We start from the raw sequence: 19,567 nt of genomic DNA, 5'->3' as shown, positions 1-19,567 counted from the left end.
GACGCACAGATTTTGTATTACTTATAATTCACCTTACCTCATTTTTATCAATTACCAATTATTCGTGATTTTCAAGTAAACCTTTCCCATTACTAAGTTTAATTTAATCAATTCCTAAAAAATTCTTCAATGCAGTTTTATATTTATTCTTCAACTTCTTAGAAATCAATCCTCCCTGTTGAATTTGTGATACAATATCAGCAGATAAACAATCCTTGGGAATAGGACTACCAGAAGTTATACAAATAGCAAGATCATTTGCATCCATCTCACGAGCAAAATAGTAAGCTATAACAGATTCCTTTTTAATAAAACTTAGTACACTCGGATCTGGTGCTAAAACACAAACTCCTTCAGAGTTATTTTTCTTGTCTGTTAAATTAACAAATAAATATTTATTAAGTAGTCGGACAAAATTAAATTCACTCGTTGAGAGAGGGAACAGGGAGTTGAGAGAGGGAACAGGGAACACTTCGACAAGCTCAGTGCATCGCAGGGAACAGGGAACAGAAAAATCAATTGTGTAATTAATTCTGTCCCATTACTTATCAGAAGTTTTTGCAATTGCGACATAAAAATGTTGGCCATTAGGAGGTGTATCAATTAAAAATACATCTCCTATGTTTATAGAAATACTAGACACTTAGCACCTCATCTAAATATGCTTCCCTCAGTGCTATTTGTCTAATTTCCTCAACTTCTTCCTGACTTTTATGAAAGACCACTAACAAAGCTTGAGTATTACGGGTATGAACCAAATTATGAACGTGATATAGATCTAGCCGAACGACTTTACGGAGTACCTGATCCGAGGTTAGTTGAAGATGACTAGTCCCCTACAAAAACCTCCTTCCCCTCTCCGCGCCTGGAAGTTTCTCAACGAACTGTTCGTTTCAATCTCTAAGTCCGCTACAAAAATCTCCTTCTCCTCTTTGCGCCTCTGCGCCTTTGCGTGAGAAAAAACAAAAAAAACGGTAGAGAACCGAAATCCTCTACCGTTCAATTTACAATTACAAAAACCTAACTAAGACTCAACACCTTGGGGTAATAACTCCCGTGTTTGCTGAGAACTAACTTGAACAATGCCATTTTCATCAACATCAACAAGAGCAGTATCGCCATCTTTGATGCGTCCAGACAGAATTTCTTCCGCCAAACTATCTTCCAATAAGCGCATAATTGCCCGACGTAATGGCCTTGCACCGTAGCTAGGACTGTAACCCTCAGTGATCAAGCGATCCTTGAAGCGGTCTGTGACTTCTAAGACAATGCCTTTTTCCGTCAACCTACCAAACACTTCCTTGAGCATGATTTCGGCAATTTGGGTAACTTCCAGCTTATTCAATTGACGGAAGACGATAATTTCATCTAACCGGTTCAGGAACTCAGGACGGAAGTAATTCTTCAGTTCCTCATTCACCAAAGAACGAATCCGGTTGTATTGAGATTCGTTAGCATCTTCAGCAAAATCGAAACCAATACCGCTACCGCCTTTTTCAATTACCTTAGAACCGATGTTGGAAGTCAAAATCAGCAAAGTGTTCTTAAAGTCCACCGTGCGACCTTTCGCGTCAGTTAAACGCCCATCTTCCAAAATTTGCAAGAGCATATTGAAGACATCGGGGTGGGCTTTTTCGATTTCATCGAATAGCACCACAGTGTAAGGACGACGACGAACAGCTTCTGTTAACTGACCACCTTCGTTGTAACCGACATAACCTGGAGGTGAACCGATCAATTTACTGACGGTGTGGCGCTCCATGTATTCGGACATATCTAAGCGAATCATGGCTTCTTCCGAACCGAAGAAGTAGGAAGCCAAGGATTTCGCCAATTCAGTTTTACCTACCCCAGTTGGACCGGAGAAGACAAAACTAGCGATCGGCCGATTCGGATTTTTTAACCCGACACGAGCGCGACGGATGGCTCTGGAAACAGCCTTAACAGCGTCTTCTTGACCGATGAGGCGCTGATGTAAGGTGTCCTCCATGTGCAGCAACTTCTCGGACTCAGATTCGGTAAGTTTGTTCACCGGTACACCTGTCCAAGAAGCGACAATGTGAGCAATGTCTTCTTCTGTAACTACAGGTTCAACGCCGTCACCACTAGCACCGTTACTCTTGGTTTGAGCAATGGTGCGGATTTCGGCTTTGATTTCCATTTCCCGATCGCGCAATTCTCCCGCCCGATCAAAGTCCTGGGAACGGACTGCATCATCTTTTTCTTTTAAGATTTGCCGTAGTTCCTTGTCTAATTCCTTGGCTGCTGGGGGCAGTTGGGAGTTAATCAAGCGCACCCGTGAACCCGCTTCATCCATCAAGTCAATGGCTTTATCTGGCAAAAAGCGATCGCTAATATAACGATCAGACAATTTCGCTGCCGCTACCAATGCTTCATCGGATATCTTCAGCTTGTGGTGTGCTTCATAGCGATCGCGCAAACCATATAAAATTTCTATTGTTTCATCAACAGAAGGTTCACCCACCATTACAGGCTGAAAGCGTCTTTCCAACGCTGCATCCCGTTCAATGTGCTTGCGGTACTCATCCAAAGTAGTCGCACCGATACATTGCAACTCACCCCGCGCCAAAGCTGGCTTGAGGATATTCGCTGCATCAATCGCCCCTTCGGCTGCACCTGCACCAATTAAGGTGTGAACTTCGTCAATTACCAGGATGACATTACCCGCAGAGCGGATTTCATCCATAATTTTTTTGAGACGTTCTTCAAATTCACCGCGATATTTAGTTCCTGCTACTAGCAAACCAATATCGAGAGTGACTACACGCTTATCTTCTAAGATATCGGGGATATCCTTACTAGCGATACGTGAAGCTAAACCTTCTGCGATCGCGGTTTTACCAACACCTGGTTCACCAATCAACACGGGATTGTTTTTCGTCCGGCGACCCAAAATTTGGATAACCCGCTCAATTTCCTTGGCGCGTCCCACCACAGGATCAAGCTTGTTATCTATAGCCATTTGGGTCAGATTCGATCCAAACTCATCGAGAGTTGGGGTTTTAGTGCGACCAGAGGGGCCACCCGGCGTAACTTCCGCCGTTTCTCCCAACATCCGAATCACTTGGGTTCTCACCTTGGTCAAATCTACACCGAGGTTTTCTAGCACCCTGGCTGCGACACCTTCCCCTTCGCGGATCAGTCCCAACAGCAGATGCTCGGTACCAATGTAGTTATGCCCCAATTGGCGTGCTTCTTCCAAGGATAGTTCTAAAACCCGTTTTGCTCGTGGCGTAAACGGAATTTCTACGGCGACAAAGCCAGAACCCCGTCCTATGATTTTTTCAACTTCAATGCGAGCATCTTTGAGATTAACTCCCATTGATTTCAGCACCTTGGCGGCTACTCCTGTGCCTTCGCCAATCAGACCCAAGAGGATCTGCTCAGTTCCGACAAAGTTGTGACCTAAACGGCGGGCCTCTTCTTGGGCCAGCATGATTACCTTAATGGCTTTTTCTGTGAAGCGTTCAAACATGGCATTTTTCCCATCACCTGCGTCGTGCCGGTATGCTGATTTTAGCACAGGCTAAAATTTTGGATATCTATATCAACAATAGTAGATATCCAATTACGATGACACAGGTTGATCGGTTAATGAGTAGCTATTAATTACTTTTCCTGGGGTTTGTGTACTGAGGAGAGTGATATTACCAGCATTTTGGGGACTAAATCCAAACAATAGACCATTGATGTTGCGATTTTTGTTAGTAGTCCCAAATAAACCTAGATATCATAAAGTGTGTGGCAATGTCAAATTAATTGACTCAATCATAAGTTTTTTATATAGATAAAAGTTTTAATAGAATATATTTTGATATAAAATCAGGACAAAAAATCTATTTTATCTTCATAAATGTGGTTAACAGTAGAGCTAATTTTTTCAAGTTTTGTTGTAAATTGTCAAAGCGGTAGTTATATCAAAAATTATTTGTGAGAATTATGTAACATACACGGAATTTATGTAAAATGGACAAGCTCTAATACTGTTTATTTATTTTCGGACAAATAGTACAATAATACTATTGTAGTGGACTCTGGTGGAACTTATGTCTATACGTTTTAAATTCAATCCAGAGAAAGCAGTTGAAACGGCTGCTCTATTCTTGAAACTTCGCGGGAACAAGAATTCCATGAAGTATTTAGGACTTGTCAAGTTATTATACACAGCAGATCGTATTGCCTTTGAACGTTTAGATCAACCCATTACTGGTGATTCTTATGTAGCCATGAAATTTGGTCCAGTTTTGAGTAATGTTTATGACTTGATCAAAGGTAAAGACGATAACAATATATGGTTTGAGTACATCTCAACTAATTTTAGTAATTACGAAGTTCAACTTAAAGCTGATCCAGGTATTAACCATCTTTCTAGAGTAGAGCTAAGAATTATTCAAGAGGTGTATGAGGCTGTTGGGCATCTTGACCGTTTTGAATTAGCAGAGAAAACACACCAAGAATTCCCCGAATGGAAAAATCCTTTGCCAGCAGCGAAATCCGCCCCTATCTACATTGAGGAAATCCTTAGACAACTAGGTAAAAACGATGACGAAATTCGAGGTATCGGTGAAGAAGCAGAAAAAGAAGCCTTCTTGGATGCTGTGTTAAATGGCTGACAATAACGTAAATCTTGGAGATACATTCTTTTTGGACACACCAAAAGGATTTCACTTGTTTGTAGCCATAGTACCGCTAACAATCACTAAATATCTATTTGTGAATACAACCAAGCAGCTACCAAATTCAGATTTGTCTTGTATTATAAAACCTGGTATGGGTTGTCCTCCCTTCATAACTCAAGATTCAGTAATATACTATCGCAAGCCACGTGAGATAGAATCCGCAACCATTTTCAAATTGATTGCCAGCGGTGAATGTACTTCCAAAGGAAAATTTTCTCCAAATATACTTTACAAAATACAGGTAGGCGCAACCATTTCTGATGAGATTCCTATTGGGTATCAAAATATAGTGATAGATTATTTAAATTTAACAAGCTAGTATTCAGCTAGTCAGCTAATGTTCATGACCGCTGAATACTCATAGCTCTTTTAAACGTTAATCAACGCTCTGATGTTGCCAATCTCGTAATCAAGATCAGCAAATTGTTGTTTATAACCTGCCAATATCTTTCTTAATTCTTCAGGAATGTCATCATCTTCATTCTTGAGAATATAACCGTATTTAATGGCAGTGAGAACATTGACCATATAGATCAGATTAGTAGATTCTAAGACATTAGGAGCGATCGCTGGATCATCCTCACTTCCAAAACTACCACCGCGTAACGCCAACGAATTATAGAAAATTTCTCCACCCTCATCAGCTTGAGCATCATTCACCCAAGAATGCCAAAAAGTAAGGTGGAAAATCACATAACGACACAACTCTTTTAAATTCTCGATATCTGTAGCACTAGCTTGATCAGATGTAGTAATTGCGCGAGTTGCTTTGACTGTACCATTAACTGTTGTTCTGGGTATCTCAGGATGATCAAGCTCATTGTGATCATACCAGTCATAGTCAGTATCATTGATGACCACTAACGGTTGATAAGCCACGCTATGCTCCACGATATCATCGGATAAACGGTGAATTTCCGCCCACTCCTTAATAATATCCTCCTGATAATCTTGGAAAAAACTATCAATATATTCAGTTAAAACCTGCCAGTAAAGATTAGCAATCTTCGCAAAAGTATGACCTTCAAAAAGTGGCTGACGAGGTTTCCAACCTTTCCAATCATAACTCGCCATTCTTTCCTTACAGATTTGCACCACAGAACCAGGAGTTAACGGTCCATTAGTAGTAACTAAACCCACAGTTGGCGATACCAAAACCTCATCAGCCCGTTGATTAATATTAACCAAACTTTTCACATGAGGAAATAACATCAACCGCACAGGATTTTTGCGTAAATTGCGGAAAGCAGCAATTGTATACTGTTCCATTTGTAAATGAGCCTTAATATAATGCTCAATCATTTCCGCGGCAAAGAAACTATTAGTACGGAAAATCCGTTTCGCTTGTAACCATTTTTCCCCATCATTAGGAGTATAGGTGACAGCCTCTTTTAGAGGAGAATGGGGTGCTAAAGAATCAGGATAACGACTTTGCACCGTAATTGCAGTCACCACCAACTTATTTTCTTTGAGTTCCAAAAAGGCTTCCACATTATTCAGGTCGTGGTCATTATCCTTTTCATAATTATCCCAATTGAATCCGGTTTTAAACAGATTTGGGTTCTGCTTATTCCGTTTCAGCAAACAGGGATTCATCCCATTAATTACCCGCAACACAAAATATTCATCACTTCTGGTATAACCAGGATTTTTGCGATCTAATTTAATCGTCAAATTTGGAGGATATGCCGCTTGAATTTCTGGTAAAGTTGGTTGATCAGGATAAAGAGTATTAGTAATAACGTGCTTGGCTTTAATAGGAACTAAACCACTAGCAGCATCATAACCTTGAAGAGTCCGACCAACAGAATAATCATCTGGAGTTCCCTCTAATTCACTGAAAAACAACCGCGCAAAGTGACTATCTGGTTTATAAAGCCAGTAAGGAACAGTGCAAGTTCCGAAATCATAATTTTTTTGAGTGACATTATCACCACCTTTGATAGTATAAGCAATACGATAGGTGGCAACTGGCTGATTATCACTATCAAAACGGATACGACTCTCTAACAATCTTAATTCTAAATCAGGTTGATCTAGAAAACCTGCCTTACCTGGATCATAGTAGATTGTAAACTGACCATTGTAATCAGTTTCACCGCGACCTAAATAATCTCCAGGTGTACCGATATCTCTGTCCCACAATTCTAATTGGATATTGTGTACAGGCTTATTTGTATCACTAAAAACTAACTTGCCAGTAGCTTTATTTAATTGATCAAGAGGCTTATCAAATTCCTGTTCACGAATTTGAACAATGCTTTTTTTAGCCTTCTTTATAGCTTTATTTTTTCCTAAATCGCTGTCGGCTAATTTAATTCCAAAAACTTGCTTCAGTTCATCAAGAATGGTTTTCAGTTTGGACATAATAACTCCTGGGAATATTGATAAATTTTGCAAAAGCTGTCAATAAATCTGTTCATAGAGAACAGAGAACGGAGAAGAGAAAAAAATCATGCTTATAAACATAAGATTGAAATAATGACATTGTTTCTTCGAGTTTCTTATCTATTCCCTGTTCCCTTTTTTTAAATTCTAATTACTTGTCATAACCAATCACAAAACGTCCAGGAATATAACCTTGATATTCAACTTTACCTTCATCACCAGGAAGTAATTTTATGCCTGGACGTAATAGAATTTGTTTGATGACTTCAGGAACAATTACACCACCAAGATGTTCACCCAGGCAAGTATGACTACCATAGCCAAAGTGCATATAGTTATATTTTGGCCGTTCAATGGAAAATTCATCAGGATTCGTCACAACTGCGCCATCAAACATAGCTGAACCTACACCAGCTAAAACAATACTTTTAGCCGGGATACGGGTTTCTCTAGGAGTTCCTGCGGCTAAGGTGTAATCTGCTTCGCAAAACCGCACCAGAAAAGGACTGAAAGGATTAAAACGAACTGCTTCCCAAACGTATTTATCAAAGGTTTGATTATCGTCCGCTTGGGCTGCTGCTAAGGCTTTGGCGAAGATTTCTGGACGTTTGAGAATTTGTTCTAAACCTTGAGTAATTACCTGGGCTGTACCTTCGATACTACCCACTAATAAAATGATCATGTGGCTGATGATCTTGGTTTCATCAAAGTCAATATCGCTGGCAAATGTTGTGTTTGCTAACCGAGTAAAAATGTCTGCTGGTGCGGTAGATTTGCTATTTTGAGAATTTTTATTACTTGTGGAAGTTCCGGGACTAAAAATTGATTTTAACCAGCCCTGGAATATTTCTCCTGATGATAAATCATCTATGCTTTTAGGCAAATCTTGAGCAATTTGGGCTTTTTTCTGTGCTAGAAGTTGACCCAAGTAAACACGCATTTCTTGTCCGGCTTGTACCGAAGCTTCATGAATTTTAGGGTCGTTGGTCAAATTTCTAAACATATCGTCTTGGGTGGCTTTTGCCCAGCGATACATAGTTTCTAAATCAGGACCAGGAAACCCAAAATAGTCGCCACAAATTTTGATAGGAACATATTTTCCTAACTCACGAACAACTTCGATTTTACCGGTTTTTGCGGATTCATCTAAACGGGATTTGGTAATTTCACCTGCTTTTTTTCTGACAAGTGGTAAATCTTCCAATTGCAACATTGATCTCATAATTGACTTTTCTTGCCAATTATGTTCTGTGTTATCTCTAGCCAACATACAAGGGCCAAAAACAGGGTCCATTTTGGGAGCAAAGGTTCTGACTGAGAAGTGTTCGGAGCGAGATAAAACTTCTTGTACGTCGGGGAATAAACTTACTAATGTAAATTTAGGTGTGAGAAAAATAGGTCGTTTTTCTCTGAGTTCTTTAAATAATCCTTGCCAATCAGTCCAAACTCCTTGATTGACTACTTTAACTCTATCAGCGACATTTTCTGTCGGAATGCTATCGTATCTTTCTAAATAGGACATAAGACCTCTCGAATTTTTGGAATTTTTGGAATGACGGGAATACTATTCACATCTAAGATACAGAATCTACGTCATGAATTGTTCCCACAATAATTTTCCAGCGCTGGTCTACTTTACGCATGGTATAAGTAAAACCAAAGCTGGTTAGCAGTTGATTATCTTTGGTGTAGCGGGTGGCAACTGCACTAACTACGGCTAGATTATCACTGAGTAATTTAACTTTAAGGGGACCGGTTTCACTTCTACCATAGTTTTGTTTTTTTAAATCACCTACGATTTTTGTAAAAACAATCCACAGTTTGAAGCCATTGGTGATAGTGACGGCTGTTTCTGGTGTAATTAGTATTGATGGATAGTGATAAAATGGACCTAATATACTAGGCTTAAGCTGGGCAAATACCTTGTTATATTCGGCAATTGTTGCTTCTACTTCTTTTGTTTGATCTTGCATAAAAATTTCCTTTGAATCTGATAGTTCCTACCATGTAGATATTTAATCAAATGATTAAACAAAGAATACTTTGCTTTGGGGGATTATTAATTCAGTTTCAACTCAGAAATAGTTTGTGCTAAATTTTTGGGACGATAATCTTTACGCTTTTGCAATCTCTCAATTGTGCTTTCATGAATATCAGCAACTTGATTGGGAACATCACGAAGTTTAGTTCCTACTAATTTATAGAAGCCTGGATCGTTGTTAAAATCAACAGTAGGTTTTAGCTCAATGCTTATTGAGTTGAGATCAAATTCCAGTTTTAAGTCTAAGCCTTTTATGGACTCCATCATCCATTTGAATGCGCCATCTGATAGGGGAGCATATTCTTTTGTGCCACCACCAACGCAACCATGATTACCTGGAAACCACTTTTGAATTAGCTGTTGTTCTGGAGCATCGGGGTTTTTGGTCATCGGGGTTACATCAAAAATTTCCCGGATTTCATCTACTGCCATAGCGTGCAGTGCGTTTTGAATATACTTGTTTAAAGTAGTGTCATAGAATTTGTAACGGCTATGAAGTATTGGAGAAAATATTTTGAACATAGGTAGTAAAGGAATTCCCAGCGCACCTACAGTATCGAAACAAGCAAGTAAGGTAATATTGACTGGTTTACCTTCATTTTTTGCGTAGTCTTCACGATATTTACGAGCTTTATCATCTTTGGGTTTGACATTTCTATTGCGATAAAGCTCGTAGGCTTGAGGCACTCGAGTAATATATTGGCGGCTGAGAAGACCTGAACAATGGATCATCCCGGCTAAACTTCTGACTGTGTATGCACCACGACTAAAACCAAATAGGTAAATTTCATCACCATCTACATAGTTGAGGCAGAGAAATTTATAGGCATCTTGTATGCTTTGATCAATTCCCAGTCCAGTAGCACCACCCAGAATCTTTTTATTCTCGGAACCAATTCCTGCACCGTAAAAAACGATTTGTGGTATGTCATCACTGGCAATTCGTTTTACTGACTGACTTAGCTTCACTACGTTACTAGGGTAGTTACTAGTCAAATTTTGCCAAGTTCCATCACAGCAAACAACTAGGCGTTTCATATTTATATTCTTATAATTCCTTTGCTTAAGTAGAACTAAATACAGTCTAATTGATACAGTATACAAGAAAATAGCAGCTTGTTCTAAAAAAAAGATTAAATTATGGAATTTTAACTAAATATAAACTTTGATTACAAAATACAGACAAAAACCACTATTCTATGATTTGGCTACCATCGTTCAAGAATCAATACCCTGAATTAATAGATCCCCGACTTCTCGAAGAAGTCGGGGATCTATGTCCTGAGCATGACTACAAGCGCATTTGATGAAGCACTGTACTCACTAAATGATGAGTAATGGGTAAACTATCTACCACCATTGCCAAACACAACAGCATCATGTAGGAAATGGAATACAAAAATAACTCGCGGGCGATGGTTTTATCTTGGGGATTTTGCAACAACCGCCAAGATTTATGGACAAATACTCCCCCTAAAGTCAAGGCAATAACAGCATAGACAATGCCACTGGCGTGTAAGGGATAAAACAGTAAAATAGTCGCTGTGACAGTAATTACCGTATAAAACCAAATTTGCCTGACGGTGGCTTCATCGCCTACGACTACAGGTAACATGGGGATGCCTACCTTGGCGTAATCATCACGAATCATGAGCGCCAAAGCCCAAAAATGGGGGGGTGTCCATAAGAAGACAATGGCAAAAATTAGCCAAGCTGCCCAGCTTAAAGTATCTGTGACTGCTGCCCAACCGACTAGAGCGGGAATTGCCCCTGCTGCACCACCAATGACGATATTTTGAGTGCTATGACGTTTGAGCCAGTGAGTATAGACTAAAACATAAAAGATGATGCCAGAGAAGGCTAAAAATGCTGCTAGAAGATTGGCGCATACCGTGAGGAGGGTAAAAGAAAGTACAGCCAGGGTGATCGCAAAAATTAAAGCATCCCGGGGTTGTATCTTCCCAGACGGCATAGGACGGTGGCGCGTGCGTTCCATATCATAATCTATATCTCGGTCATAGATACAGTTAATAGTTTGGGCGCTGGCTGCTGCTAAAGTCCCACCAATCATCGTGATAATTAACAACCAGGGATCTACCTCACCTTTGGCGGCTATCCACATACTCCCAGCAGTAGTAATTAACAGCAGGGGAATAATCCGGGGTTTGGTTAGCTGGTAGTAACTTTGAATGACTTGGAGAAATGTGTCGTGTTGACGACGAGAGACATTAGTCTCAATCATGTTGGGTCTTTTTCCTTATTTTTCAAGAACTGGTCAGCAAACCGCTGGCTGTGAGGACAGAGAAATGAGATTTTATGGATTTACGCCATGAGTTACAGCAGGAGTCACCGAGTCACGAGTAAAACTGGTTTTGAATTTAGATTCTGTACCTTATTGATCTGGAATCTGCTGTAAGTTTGGTGACTGAGGAAGTAAACCATCCCGTAATGATAAAACTGTAAATACTACCAAAGTCCCCAGTAAAGTCGCACCGATAGCTTGGTGAGAAACAGTGAGAGGTTCAACTTGTAAATGTAGGCGGAAGGTAGCCACACCTAAGAGGAGTTGTAAAATCAACAAACCACCAGCCATATTTGCCAGTTTTCGCAAAGTCGGGTGCAGTGCCGGTGTCCGCCAAGAAATGAAAACAACTGCTAAAGTAGCGATAGTTGGCGGTACTAAGCCAAAAATATGGCTGTACATGACATCACAAAGTTGATAGCGAGGCGCTGCTGCAAGCAGTTCTCCTGCCAAACATTGGTGTAAAGCCCAACGCGAACCTACTATTGCACCCAGTAAACTTTGCAAGTAGACACAAACAGCAGCAGTTAAACCCACCCAGGGCAACTTTCCTACTGTTCCCGTGCCTTGATAGGGGATCAAACTTGTACCGATAATTAACAAAGTGGTGAAAAATAGTAGTGCTGTTCCTAAATGGGCGGTAACGATATCAAACCGCAATAATTCAGTTACAGTCAGTCCTCCCAAAATCCCCTGGAAGACGATTAAAAACAGGGCAAATGTGGATGCCCAAGGTAGCCACTTGGGTAAATGTTGACGATGCCACCAGGATAAACCACAAAGGGCGATCGCACTAAAGCCAATTAAAGCTGCATCTAGACGATGAAACCACTCCAAAAACACTTGGAGATTCATTTGTTTAGCTGGAACTAATTCCCCATAGCACAAAGGCCAGTCAGGGCAAGCAAGTCCAGCATTCATGACGCGGGTAGCACTGCCTATAGCCATCAAAATCAAGGTGGCTACGCATATTTTCCACACCAAGCGACGAATCATCTCCTGGGGCTGTTGTGCTACTATTGCCGCTTTATTTTGTTGTTCTAGGACAAATTCGTTCATTAACAATACCTTCGGACCGCTTGTGCTGGAAATTGAGAATTTTCTATTTTGATTTAGTGCCAACTTATATTCACCCTAACGTATAGGTCAGAATATGGAAATCAGCCTTCCCCTATACTTTGGATCACTTTAGCTAGTTTTCGCTGTAAGATTTCGTGCTGTTTTGCAGATGGAAATAATTAACCAATGGGAATTAATGGAAATTTCTGAAAATTTTTGCCTAATTGTCATCTAACCTGGGCAAGACAACTTATCTCCCTTGTACTCAAAATTGTGTTATTAATCGAAAAAATTAATAAAGATTTCAGACCAGCGGACACTATATCTCATTCCCTGCACTACCTTAGTAAGTAGAGTTACTTTAAAAAGTGAAGTAACTTACAGATAAAAATGCCTTTACCATTTTTTGCTTTGTTGGGTTGCGCTGTCGCTTAACCCAACCTACGAATCGAAGGTATTGAGATAAAATAGTCAATTAATCACCAAATCAGCCGTGAAAATTCCAAATGCAATCTGGACATTACTCATTGGCATTGTCCTCACACTTGCCAGTCTCTGGTACGGTCAAAATCACGGTCTGTTACCTGTAGCGGCCTCCGACGAAGCCCCTTTGGTAGATGGTCTATTCAACACCATGATGACTGTTTCTACAGGCATATTTTTGATTGTTGAAGGTGTTTTAATTTACGCTGTTATTAGATATCGTCGTCGGGCTGGAGACAATGAAGATGGACCAGCCATTGAAGGTAATGTACCTCTAGAGATACTGTGGACAGCGATCCCCGCAATTATCGTTGTCGGTATTTCTCTCTACAGTTTTGATGTGTATAACAACATGGGTGGCTTTGATCCCCATTCGGCTCATGCTGCCCCGATGATGGAAGATGCCATGAATATGCCGGGAACGGCAATGGCTGCGACTGTACAAGTATCACAGTTAAAGACAAATTCTGATGAAGTTAAAAACCCGCCAGAATTGACCATTAACGTCACTGGACTCCAATATGCTTGGTTATTCAACTATCCAGACACGGACGTAACAACGGGTGAACTGCATTTACCCATTGGCAAAACTGTGGAAATCAACATGACAGCTAACGATGTCATCCACGCTTTTTGGATTCCTGAATTTCGGGTGAAACAAGATGCTATTCCTGGTAGACAAACCCATTTGCGATTTACACCCAGAAAAGCGGGCGATTATGACCTAATTTGTGCTGAATTGTGTGGTCCATATCACGGGGTGATGAAAAGCCAAGTAGTTGTGGAGACACAGGAAGCTTTTGATAGTTGGATGCAAGAACAGCTAATTGCTGGTAAAGATATCCCTAATCAAGCGGTAGCTGTGAATTCTATGTCCATGACTGCCGATGAATTTCTCTCTCCTTACATCAAGGATATGGGCATTCACTCAGAAATTCTGCATCAAATTAAGTAGTTTGGGAATTGTAAGAGTTGCAGGGTTTACAAAATCAAGTCCCGGTTAATAAACAAAGTCCCCGCGAATAGAATATGGCTTCGCCACGCTCCGCGAACGCGGCTACACAAACAAAGTCCACCTGCGTGGACTAATAAAAATCAAGTTCATTTAACCCACGAAGGTGGGTTTCGCCTGTATAGACGGGGTTTTGAACCGCTCGGTTAACTCTTTTTTAAAATATGACACAAGCACAGTTAGAAGAAATTGCTAATGTCCCTAACCATGCTGAAGAACATGGGGAAAGGCATTGGCGAGACTTTTTCGGTTTTAGTACAGACCATAAGGTGATTGGGATTCAATATCTGGTAACATCGTTTGTTTTTTACTGCATTGGCGGCGTAATGGCTGATTTGGTGCGGACAGAATTACGGACTCCAGAAGTGGATTTTGTCACGCCTGAAGTCTACAACAGCCTGTTTACACTCCACGCCACAATCATGATTTTCTTGTGGATTGTACCAACAGGAGCAGGATTTGCTAACTATTTGATCCCATTGATGATTGGGGCGAGAGATATGGCATTTCCGCGCCTGAATGCGGTAGCTTTTTGGATGGTTCCCCCAGCAGGTGTATTACTGGTTGCTAGTTTGGCTGTAGGTGATGCCCCGGATGCTGGTTGGACTTCTTACCCACCTCTGAGTTTGGTAACAGGCCAGGTGGGTGAGGGGATTTGGATTATGAGTGTGTTGCTATTGGGAACTTCTTCGATTTTGGGGGCGATTAATTTTCTCGTCACCCTTTGGAAGATGCGTGTTCCTAGTATGGGCATCTTTCAAATGCCGTTGTTTTGTTGGGCGATGATTGCAACTTCGGCTTTGGTGTTGGTATCTACACCAGTATTAGCTGCGGCTTTGATTTTGCTGGGTTTTGATTTGCTGGCAGGAACAACGTTTTTTAACCCGACTGGTGGGGGAGATCCTGTTGTTTACCAGCATATGTTCTGGTTCTATTCTCATCCGGCAGTTTACATTATGATTTTGCCTTTCTTTGGGGCAATTTCGGAAATTCTGCCAATTCATGCCCGTAAACCGATTTTTGGCTATAAAGCGATCGCTTTTTCATCCCTAGCTATCAGCTTTTTAGGGTTAATCGTCTGGGCGCACCATATGTTTACCAGTGGTGTTCCCGGTTGGTTGCGGATGTTTTTCATGATCACTACCATGATCATCGCTGTCCCCACTGGTATTAAAATTTTCGGTTGGTTAGCTACTATTTGGGGTGGTAAAATCCGCCTCAACAGTCCCATGTTGTTTGCTATCGGCTTTTTAGCCACTTTTGTGATTGGTGGCATTAGTGGGGTCATGTTGGCAGCAGTTCCTTTTGATATTCACGTTCACGATACTTACTTTGTGGTGGCACATCTCCACTATGTTTTGTTTGGTGGGAGTGTGTTAGGGATTTTTGCGGCTATTTACCACTGGTTTCCAAAAATGACGGGACGGAAACTGAACGAATTTTGGGGTCAGGTGCATTTTGCCCTCACCATGATTGGTTTAAATATGACTTTCTTACCCATGCACAAACTGGGATTAATGGGTATGAACCGCCGCATTGCGGAATATGATCCTAAGTTCACGACTTTGAATCAAATCTGTACCTACGGATCTTATATATTGGCGGTTTCGACGTTACCATTTATCATCAATGCGGTTTGGTGTTGGTTCTATGGGGAAAAAGCGGGCAATAATCCTTGGCAAGCGCTGACTTTGGAATGGATGACTTCTTCTCCTCCTAGTATTGAGAATTTTGAAACTCTTCCTGTTTTGACTACTGGTCCATACGATTATGGGGTGAGTGAGGAACGGGTGGAAACTGAACCTGTGTTAACTCCCCAAACTGAATCAGCACTTTAAGGGATTGACATAACCCGCCCTGAACTGAAGTTCCGGGCTAATAACTAAAGTCCGTTGAAACGGACTAGAAATTTATTTTAGTCGTCTTTAGACGACTTTCGCTATTAGACTCAGAATTCATTCTGAGGTGGGCTAGTAGTCTGTCAAGATAAAAATGATGGACTGTAGTGTGAGCGTCTCGCTCACGCGGGCAAGATGCCGCACTACCAAAAACCCGTCAAAATAAATTTGACAGACTACTAGATAAAAATGAACTAGCCCTGCCTTGAACCCATTACCAATTACTAATTTATGCAAGGTCAAATTGTTGACACGGCAAAAACTGAATTAAATCACCATACGGACGTTTCTCATCATGAGGAACATCCAGATCATCGTTTAACTGGTCTATTTATGTTTTTGGTGGCTGAGGGCATGATTTTTATGGGTTTGTTTGGTGCATACCTAACTTACCGTTCAACTATTCCTGTCTGGCCACCGACAGGAACTCCAGATTTAGAATTGTTGTTACCGACTGTGAATACTTCTATTTTGATAGCTAGTAGTTTTGTGATGCACAATGCTGATACGGCTATTAAAAAGAATGATACGAAAGGAATGCGGCTTTGGTTGGCAATTACCGCAGCTATGGGGGCGATTTTTTTGGCGGGTCAGGTTTATGAATATACTCATTTGGAGTTTGGTCTGACTACCAATTTATTCGCTAGTACGTTTTATGTTTTGACTGGTTTTCACGGCTTGCACGTTACCATCGGTGTTTTAGCGATTTTAGCAGTTTTGTGGCGATCGCTTACTCCCGGACACTACAGCAATGAAAACCGCTTCGGCATTGAAGCAGCGGAAATTTACTGGCACTTTGTAGACGTAATTTGGATTATTTTGTTCGGATTACTCTATTTACTCTAGGTATTTATTACTTAGTTGTTCACTCCACTCGAATAACCTACAATCCCCCCCAAGGGGGTTTTTTTGTTTGTACTGGTTATTATTTATGGTATAAGTATATAGTAGGTTTGGTTAAGCGACAGCGCAACCCAACATTATCAAAATTATCAAATATTTTGTTGGGTTTATTTGCGTCAACCTAACCTACAATATAAACGAACCACAGAGGCACAGAGGACACGGAGGGAAGAAATATTGGTATGTTAGACATTGTTTGAAAAGTAATTACTTAAAACTAAATTCACTAAAGGGAAAGGAGTCAATTCTCACATCTACATTCATACCTTTCCTCACCGCTTTTATTACGTATCTGATTAAAATAGTTGCTTTATTTACGCCATGATGTACTAGTACACTGGCGAAATTGCACTAAGTTTGTCAAAATTTATCATGGATGATTTTGAACAACATCAAATTACCAGTGCTAGTAATCGTCAGATGATCAATAAACCCCGCAAACGCATACCAAAAGCTGCTGGACTGAATCAGCCTCCTCAAAGTGTAACAAATAAGAATGTTAAAAAACTACCCAAACGTTATCAACGGCGTAGTTGGTTATCGTCTACGTTGGCGCTGAGTCTGTTGTTAAGCAGTGCTGGTATAATTATTGGTGTTGGTTGGATGAGTGTGCTATTTATTTTAAATCCTGCCCAGGTTAGCTGGGTGAATGATTTTTTACCAAAATGGGCAAAAATATCTACAGGTAAACGAGAATTACCGGAAACAGTTACAGCTATTGAACTCGGTTTAAGTCAAAAACAACTTCTATCTGGCGAAATCATGCCTTTAGATGGTCAATCAGAGGAATCTTTTTTATTACCAATTTTCCAAAAACGCAAGCATTGTCAGTCTAATTGTCAAGAATTGGTAGAACTGAGGATCTATAAACTTTCTCAGGATTTGGAATATAAATTTCAGTCAAAAAAATACTACTATTTAATTACTAAATTACCTGTTATTGGTCTATCGAAAGGTTTTATAGAATCCTCTTCAGGTGTGGTTATTTCTGAATCAGACAATCAAGAAACAAAAATACATTTACCTCTAACTAAGGTGAAAGCTTTTACAGATCCTCACCTGTTTCCAGGATTTTGGTTTTATTTGCGGGGTGAATACAAAAATAACGATAATAATATTATCTATGGTCAAGTTGTCTATTACAATCCTACTCTCAAAAGCTTACAAAAAATGTTATCTTGGAAAACCCGCAATGGGCAGTTACCTAAATGGCAAGGGATAACGGGTAATGATTCAAAGGAATTAATTATTGATCAAACGGTAAATATAGAACCAAATTTGCAAGTTTATCAAGTTAAACCGAGTCAGTTAGTGGCTAATTCTATTTATCTGGAAGCAATTAATTTCCAAAAACCTGCCGTTAATGAATTTGCTTTTCAACAGTCTCTGTTATTAGCCAGAAATGGACTTTGGACTCCTGCTTTTACATGGTTGAAATCTTTAGAAAAACAGCGTAAACAGCCTTTTTCAGCGGCAGCACGGGCGCAAATAGATGTCATCCGCTTACATTCGGAATTTACAAGAATGCAGGCTGATAAAAATTGGGCAAGTCCTCACCAACAAGTTACAGCAGATATTATTGATGGTCGTTGGGAAAAGGCTTTGCAGGTATTGGAAAATTCACCTGATAATGGTCAAGAAATTACTAATTTATTACAAACTGATAAGGGGAGAATTTGGAATCGGGCTGCGGTAGCGTTGCGACTTAATCCTAATCGTCGCGCGGTTTTAGCTTGGGTAGCGTTAATTTTTAAGGTGCAACGGGGAGAAGAAAGAGCTAATGCTTGGTTGCAAGCACAACCGAATATTAATGCGGAAACACTTAACTATATTCAAGGTATTTTAACTCAACTTGATGATGATAAAATCAATGCCTATAAAAGTCGAATTATTGGCACTGTAAAACAAGTTAGTCGCATTAATGAGGGGGATTGGTTGCCAATATCTCTGCAAACTGATTTGAAAATTACTAATAATCAAGTTTGGTATCAGGTGGAAGTTAGTGCCTTTTATGATGGTACGAGTTGGTTAAGTTATCCGTTTGCTAATTTTGACCAACTGCAAAATCAACCTCGAAAATTTTGGCGCAAACTTCTGGGGATTAGTTCTGACCCCAGTATGCAGGTTATTGTCTGGAAACCTAATGGAGAACAGGAGGTTACTACGACGAATATTCAGGCTGTACAAGTTAGGGGACAGAGTTTACGGTTGTTAATGTTGGGTTCTGCGTTGCCTGAACGCAAGGTTAATTCTTTCCAGCCTCGACCTTTAGCTCTGACCGTGGATGCGTTAACATGGGTAGAACCATCTCCGGTAACTGTGAAGGACTTATATCAACAACAACCTAAGTTAGTGGAGTCCATGCTGCCAGTTCTATGGCGAAAATTACAACAGTCGGGTGATTTAACTGCTGGTGTGATTCCTGATTTTCAGGAAATGCGCGAAAAAATGGCTGATTGGCCAGTTCAATTGGCTGATTTGACGAATGATCAACATCAGGAGATTGTGCTAACTATTTCTGATCCTGCTATAGCCTCCTTAAATCAGTTCGATGGTAATACTTCAAAACCGACAGATAATCAAAAACGTCCCCGGACTCTCATCTTTTCGGCAGATAGTAATGTCATTTATAGTGATTTTGCCCGTGCAAACCAGCAAACGCTAATAGCGATCGCTCAACTTACCGATGATCAATCTCTAGCGTTACTGGTAGAAAATAGGCAGGGATATAGTTTGGAACGTTGGTCACAAACTAATCAGCGATTTGAATAGTTATCACAG

At 40.4% G+C, this 19,567-nt stretch carries 15 protein-coding genes; 6 read left to right on the top strand and 9 right to left on the bottom strand.

Annotated elements, in window-relative coordinates; genetic code table 11:
- Positions 1-103: 103 nt before the first annotated feature.
- The 3 genes from HEQ36_RS14115 to HEQ36_RS14105 form a co-directional block, all read right to left on the bottom strand.
- A complete protein-coding gene (locus HEQ36_RS14115; protein WP_190383067.1) occupies positions 104-268 on the bottom strand; it encodes a hypothetical protein in 165 nt (54 codons plus the stop codon).
- A gap of 367 nt (positions 269-635) precedes the next feature.
- Positions 636-758, bottom strand: coding sequence for a hypothetical protein (locus HEQ36_RS14110; protein ID WP_257720883.1), 123 nt, complete (start codon positions 756-758; stop codon positions 636-638).
- Positions 759-1,024: 266 nt separating this feature from the next.
- The gene (locus tag HEQ36_RS14105) at positions 1,025-3,496 is read right to left on the bottom strand and encodes an ATP-dependent Clp protease ATP-binding subunit (protein WP_039200429.1); all 2,472 of its coding nucleotides are present in this window, start codon (positions 3,494-3,496) and stop codon (positions 1,025-1,027) included.
- Between the two features lie 571 nt (positions 3,497-4,067).
- Here HEQ36_RS14105 and HEQ36_RS14100 point away from each other — a divergent pair.
- Positions 4,068-4,634 (top strand): Panacea domain-containing protein, encoded by a 567-nt coding sequence (locus tag HEQ36_RS14100; RefSeq protein WP_168636251.1) that lies wholly within the window; start codon positions 4,068-4,070, stop codon positions 4,632-4,634.
- A complete protein-coding gene (locus HEQ36_RS14095) occupies positions 4,627-5,019 on the top strand; it encodes a hypothetical protein (RefSeq protein WP_168636250.1) in 393 nt (130 codons plus the stop codon). Before HEQ36_RS14100 ends, HEQ36_RS14095 begins: the two co-directional genes overlap by 8 nt.
- Before the next feature lie 50 nt (positions 5,020-5,069).
- Here the strand turns inward: HEQ36_RS14095 and HEQ36_RS14090 are convergent, their stop codons facing one another.
- From HEQ36_RS14090 to HEQ36_RS14065, 6 genes are all read right to left on the bottom strand, one after another.
- Positions 5,070-7,067, bottom strand: coding sequence for a lipoxygenase family protein (locus tag HEQ36_RS14090; protein ID WP_205748546.1), 1,998 nt, complete (start codon positions 7,065-7,067; stop codon positions 5,070-5,072).
- A gap of 172 nt (positions 7,068-7,239) precedes the next feature.
- Entirely contained in the window at positions 7,240-8,610 is a 1,371-nt protein-coding gene (locus tag HEQ36_RS14085; RefSeq protein ID WP_168636249.1) for a cytochrome P450, read from the bottom strand.
- A 52-nt stretch (positions 8,611-8,662) separates the two neighbouring features.
- On the bottom strand, positions 8,663-9,061 hold the full coding sequence (locus HEQ36_RS14080) for a hypothetical protein (RefSeq protein ID WP_168636248.1): 399 nt from the start codon (positions 9,059-9,061) through the stop codon (positions 8,663-8,665).
- 86 nt (positions 9,062-9,147) lie between these two features.
- Positions 9,148-10,167: a DUF2235 domain-containing protein gene (locus HEQ36_RS14075; protein WP_168636247.1), complete on the bottom strand. Its 1,020-nt coding sequence runs from the start codon at positions 10,165-10,167 to the stop codon at positions 9,148-9,150.
- 253 nt (positions 10,168-10,420) lie between these two features.
- A complete protein-coding gene (locus HEQ36_RS14070) occupies positions 10,421-11,371 on the bottom strand; it encodes a heme o synthase (RefSeq protein ID WP_168636246.1) in 951 nt (316 codons plus the stop codon).
- Between the two features lie 150 nt (positions 11,372-11,521).
- Complete coding sequence (locus tag HEQ36_RS14065) at positions 11,522-12,490, bottom strand: heme A synthase (RefSeq protein ID WP_053540648.1); 969 nt, start codon at positions 12,488-12,490, stop codon at positions 11,522-11,524.
- Positions 12,491-12,983: 493 nt separating this feature from the next.
- On the opposite strand from HEQ36_RS14065, the gene HEQ36_RS14060 reads away from it, so the two are divergent.
- The 4 genes from HEQ36_RS14060 (at position 12,984) to HEQ36_RS14045 (ending at position 19,558) form a co-directional block, all read left to right on the top strand.
- Positions 12,984-13,928: a cytochrome c oxidase subunit II gene (locus tag HEQ36_RS14060; RefSeq protein WP_039200416.1), complete on the top strand. Its 945-nt coding sequence runs from the start codon at positions 12,984-12,986 to the stop codon at positions 13,926-13,928.
- Between the two features lie 221 nt (positions 13,929-14,149).
- The gene (gene ctaD / locus HEQ36_RS14055; RefSeq protein ID WP_168636245.1) at positions 14,150-15,823 is read left to right on the top strand and encodes a cytochrome c oxidase subunit I; all 1,674 of its coding nucleotides are present in this window, start codon (positions 14,150-14,152) and stop codon (positions 15,821-15,823) included.
- A 291-nt stretch (positions 15,824-16,114) separates the two neighbouring features.
- A complete protein-coding gene (locus tag HEQ36_RS14050) occupies positions 16,115-16,729 on the top strand; it encodes a heme-copper oxidase subunit III (protein WP_168636244.1) in 615 nt (204 codons plus the stop codon).
- A gap of 429 nt (positions 16,730-17,158) precedes the next feature.
- The gene (locus HEQ36_RS14045; RefSeq protein WP_233455503.1) at positions 17,159-19,558 is read left to right on the top strand and encodes a hypothetical protein; all 2,400 of its coding nucleotides are present in this window, start codon (positions 17,159-17,161) and stop codon (positions 19,556-19,558) included.
- Positions 19,559-19,567: the final 9 nt, after the last annotated feature.

Origin of the sequence: Anabaena sp. 54 (assembly GCF_017355725.1) — a bacterium.
GTDB classification, from domain to species: domain Bacteria; phylum Cyanobacteriota; class Cyanobacteriia; order Cyanobacteriales; family Nostocaceae; genus Dolichospermum; species Dolichospermum heterosporum.
The sequence above is the reverse complement of the archived record's forward strand: the minus strand, read 5'-3'. Positions and strand labels throughout refer to the sequence as shown.

What these genes read in the sequence shown, in the direction of transcription:
- HEQ36_RS14115 (WP_190383067.1), bottom strand. Translation starts at nt 268, where the DNA reads ATGGATGCAAATGATCTTGCTATTTGTATAACTTCTGGTAGTCCTATT.
- HEQ36_RS14105 (WP_039200429.1), bottom strand. Translation starts at nt 3,496, where the DNA reads ATGTTTGAACGCTTCACAGAAAAAGCCATTAAGGTAATCATGCTGGCC.
- HEQ36_RS14100 (WP_168636251.1), top strand. Translation starts at nt 4,068, where the DNA reads ATGTCTATACGTTTTAAATTCAATCCAGAGAAAGCAGTTGAAACGGCT.
- HEQ36_RS14095 (WP_168636250.1), top strand. Translation starts at nt 4,627, where the DNA reads ATGGCTGACAATAACGTAAATCTTGGAGATACATTCTTTTTGGACACA.
- HEQ36_RS14090 (WP_205748546.1), bottom strand. Translation starts at nt 7,067, where the DNA reads ATGTCCAAACTGAAAACCATTCTTGATGAACTGAAGCAAGTTTTTGGA.
- HEQ36_RS14085 (WP_168636249.1), bottom strand. Translation starts at nt 8,610, where the DNA reads ATGTCCTATTTAGAAAGATACGATAGCATTCCGACAGAAAATGTCGCT.
- HEQ36_RS14080 (WP_168636248.1), bottom strand. Translation starts at nt 9,061, where the DNA reads ATGCAAGATCAAACAAAAGAAGTAGAAGCAACAATTGCCGAATATAAC.
- HEQ36_RS14075 (WP_168636247.1), bottom strand. Translation starts at nt 10,167, where the DNA reads ATGAAACGCCTAGTTGTTTGCTGTGATGGAACTTGGCAAAATTTGACT.
- HEQ36_RS14070 (WP_168636246.1), bottom strand. Translation starts at nt 11,371, where the DNA reads ATGATTGAGACTAATGTCTCTCGTCGTCAACACGACACATTTCTCCAA.
- HEQ36_RS14065 (WP_053540648.1), bottom strand. Translation starts at nt 12,490, where the DNA reads ATGAACGAATTTGTCCTAGAACAACAAAATAAAGCGGCAATAGTAGCA.
- ctaD (WP_168636245.1), top strand. Translation starts at nt 14,150, where the DNA reads ATGACACAAGCACAGTTAGAAGAAATTGCTAATGTCCCTAACCATGCT.
- HEQ36_RS14050 (WP_168636244.1), top strand. Translation starts at nt 16,115, where the DNA reads ATGCAAGGTCAAATTGTTGACACGGCAAAAACTGAATTAAATCACCAT.
- HEQ36_RS14045 (WP_233455503.1), top strand. Translation starts at nt 17,159, where the DNA reads ATGGATGATTTTGAACAACATCAAATTACCAGTGCTAGTAATCGTCAG.